A 3,754-nucleotide genomic window follows, 5' to 3' on the forward strand; every position below is an offset into this window, starting at 1 on the left:
ACCTGTATGATGTCCATAGTGGCAAGCTTTGCAAATCTACATAGCCAGGTTCATGCCATTACGGAACGCGAATCTGAATTATTACTGATCCCGACGGGCAAGGTGCGCGAATGGCAGATTAAATATCCCAAGTGGAACGGATTTATTATCCAGACCTTTTTAAACCGTTATACCGAATTACTGAATACGATCAATGATCTAAGCTTTAAGAATATCGATGAGCGATTATACAACTATCTCATCCAATATCATCATAGACAGGGGGATGAAAAAGTGCTGCTGACGCACCAAAGATTGGCCAACGAACTGGGAACCACTAGGGTGGTAATTTCAAGATTACTCAAGGAACTCGAAAAAAAGGGAGTTGTTGAATTGCTCAGGGGAAGCGTGATACTTAAAAAGATCGGACATTTAACCTAAGCCTTGTGGATTTAGATTTATCATTAACCCAACTTCTGATCTAAAAGTCTAACAGTCAAGAACATTCCCTTTAACGGCTCGTACAGAAGAGGTGTGCTGAACAAGTACATCTTCGAGGACATAGACCAGGTACGCGAACAAACGCGGATATAGTTGGAGGATTACAACCATCACAGACCGCACGACGGACTGGGAAGGATACCACGGGTGGAATACGCACAGAACGAACGTGTCGCTGCCGCTGGGCGCATTTCAAAATGGATCGGCTTTTAAAGTATATTATGAAAAGAAAGCCGATCCATTTTGAAACGGAAAAAACCATAATTTTGGATCAACGAACGGTTCGAAATAAGGGAAGTCTACAGGAGCTAGCTTATAAAATTACCGATGAACAACAGGTTTTTATGTCCGAATCCAGCGTTTATAGAATTTTAAAGGCAAGAGGCCTTATTACGGCACCTGCCCATATTTTCGTAAGTGCAGCTGATGAGTTTACGAGTAAAACAGGATTTGTTCACCTATATGCTCTTTAATCGAAATAAATGCATGACACTAAAACAAAAATTTATGAAACGAATTCCCTATTGCTTTTTTTATTTGGTAATTGCTTTGCTCATATCACACAATTCCTTTGCACAGGATACTGTTCAAGTAGTAACAGATTGGTTGAGAAAAAACTCTCTTACCATTAAATACATAGAAGCCGGAAATAACTTTTCTGACTTGCAATCATTAAAAAAAACATTACAGGGTGTATCAGTGGTAGGACTAGGAGAAGCTACCCACGGTACTAGGGAGTTTTTTACCATGAAGCACCGCTTAGTTGAGTTTCTTGTTAAAGAGATGGGATTTACTGCCTTTGCCCTTGAATCCAGCTATTCGGCCTGTCAGCCAATTAATGATTATATACTCACGGGAAAAGGAGACCTGGCGAAAGCGCTTACGAATCAAGGCTACATGCCATGGGATACGGAGGAATTTCTAGCGATGCTGGACTGGATGAGAGCGTATAATCAAAAAGTTTCGGATGAAGAGAAAGTAAAGTTTTATGGAATGGATGTATTATGCTGCAACGGAGTGGGAAGAGAAAAAGTACGGGCCTATTTAGCGAAGTACGCACCTAATAGAGTTGCTGCTACCGATTCACTCTTTCATGTGCTTGCATCAGAAGACGAAAAATGGCCTTCCCGATTGAATCAAAATGCTTTACAGTCAACTTTTATTCCACTGCATGAGTTAGTAGGGTATTTCACCGCCAACAAAAACAAATTGGTTGCTGCTTCTTCCTTGAAAGAATGGGAGCAGACCTACAAATATCTTGAAGTTATGGAGCAAGGACTATATGTCAATGTAAAAGATATACCTGCCACACTGGATTCAAAAAAGTTAACGCGAGATGAGTACATGGCACAAAACCTACTTTATTTCATTGAAAAAGAAAGGCCGAATACTAAGTTCATAGTTTGGCAACACAATGGGCATATCTCAAAACGCTCTGATAATAAACAATTGGGCTACAATCTGTATCAAGCACTTGGGGATAGATATTACGCAATTGCTTTTGAATGTTATGAGGGTACATTTCAAACAAGGGTAGAGTTACCTGATGGCTTTTGGGGTGTACTCAAATCCGACACCATTCATCCTGTGCCGAAATCCCTTGGTTGGTATTTAAGGCGTACAGGCAAAAAGAGCTTGTTCCTCAACCTACGCAGCATTGCCTCGAACTCTGTAGTGGAAAAATGGCTGGAAACTCCAATTCGCTTTAATAATGGTCACTGGGTATATAGAGGCCCGGTTAAAAACTTTGATACAAAAAATATAAAGGATTTCTACGACGGTATTTTATATATTGAACGTTCCACTCCTGTACATCCTACGAAGAATGCGCTGGAAAGAAGTGCAGGCAGAATAGGATTTTGAACACCGAATACATCGCCTAACATTCGGTTTGCTGCTATGCTGGCAGACGAACATATGTTCATCGTTCTGTTCGCTTGTCATCTTTTGTTAGGGCAGAACAATATAATTGAGCTTTAGCAGTTATCTTCATCGTTGGTTTTTCAATCGGCTGCGGTTCCGGGCAGGACATCATAAAATACCAGAACAGCAGCAAGCCGTAACCGTTGTGTCAAATTTCGCTAAAGCTGACCTATGCTGCTATACTTTGCCATGCAAAGCCCCGCATCATATCCGTTCCTATCCCCCCCCGCTAAACCAAATTGCCCAGGGGGTTGCAGGGAACGACAGCTTGTAGCTGCCACTATGGTGATGCCACGACCCAACAATCGCTAAAGGCAATTTGGCAACGTTACTGTATTTTATATCTTATATTTACCATCGGTACACAACAATTTAAAACCTAGGACGTCACTGCTTTTAGCGCGGCGTTCGTGGCAATTTTATCAAAAAGTATGTTTATGGTATGAACTTTCATTACTGTAGTACCAATCCTAAGACAAAACCAAATAGTATTGTTTGGTAATGGATTTTTAGACCGGGATAGTGGAGAGAAGGTTAGTTGGAGCTGTAGGGAGGTTCATTATAAATCGAAGTCAAAAACCAGGTTTAGGGATTTGTATTCCGAAACCCTTCAATAGTCTAATTAAACGATGAACAAAACACTTCTCATATTGATTTTAGGACTTTCCTCATATAGCTGAAAAACCGATTCGAAAAGTCAAGATGAAAAAGTTGCGGTGGAACTGAAAAAGTCTGATATAAAAAATGAATTAAGGTTGTAAGCTCCCCCTAAAACCGAACTGTTTAAAAGTAGAATAATAATCTTAATTTTAAACGGTATGAGGAAGAGCAAGTTTTCACCGCAGCAGATCGCAAAGATCTTAAAGGAGTTCGACAACGGTAAGGGAGTCGAGGAAATCGGTCGTGAACATGGGGTCAGCGTTTCGGCCTTCTACAAGTGGCGCAGCAGATATGCAGGTATGAGTTCCAAGGAGCTCAAACGTTTAAAGGACCTGGAGGAGGAGAACCGCAGGCTCAAGCAGATGTACGCCAGTCTGGCGCTGGACCACCAAATGGCAAAGGAGATCATCTAAAGAAAGCTCTAAAGCCCTGCCATAGGCGCAGTATCACAAAAGAGCTTGTCCATTACGGCACCGGCAGGGCGTGCCGAGTATTGAACATGAGCAAGAGCGTCTATTATTACAGACCTTTACCGAAAGACGATAGCGAGATAGAAGAGGCTTTGGAACAAAAGGCAAGGGAACATTCGGAGGAAGGTTTTTGGAAGGCCTACGACCGTTTGCGCAATGAAGGAAAGCCATGGAACCATAAACGGGTCCACCGTGTCTACAGGTCGCTAGGGCTGACCTTT

The 3,754-nt window shown here is 41.8% G+C and carries 3 protein-coding genes and 2 pseudogenes; all 5 read left to right on the forward strand.

Features of this window, described 5'->3' with window-relative positions; genetic code table 11:
* Positions 1-420 (forward strand): Crp/Fnr family transcriptional regulator (locus ACEW8S_RS09305; RefSeq protein WP_373517878.1); only part of this gene is annotated, 420 nt, incomplete at its 5' end.
* Between the two features lie 69 nt (positions 421-489).
* Positions 490-693 (forward strand): annotated as a pseudogene (locus tag ACEW8S_RS09310) (integrase core domain-containing protein); the annotation flags it as partial.
* A gap of 8 nt (positions 694-701) precedes the next feature.
* Positions 702-953, forward strand: coding sequence for a helix-turn-helix domain-containing protein (locus ACEW8S_RS09315; protein WP_373517879.1), 252 nt, complete (start codon positions 702-704; stop codon positions 951-953).
* A 34-nt stretch (positions 954-987) separates the two neighbouring features.
* Positions 988-2,343 carry an erythromycin esterase family protein gene (locus tag ACEW8S_RS09320; protein ID WP_373517880.1) on the forward strand — a complete coding sequence of 452 codons (1,356 nt, stop codon included), beginning with the start codon at positions 988-990 and terminating at the stop codon, positions 2,341-2,343.
* Between the two features lie 878 nt (positions 2,344-3,221).
* Positions 3,222-3,754: pseudogene (locus ACEW8S_RS09325) on the forward strand (transposase); the annotation flags it as partial.

The sequence above is a fragment of the Pricia sp. genome (assembly GCF_041745955.1).
Lineage (GTDB): Bacteria > Bacteroidota > Bacteroidia > Flavobacteriales > Flavobacteriaceae > Pricia.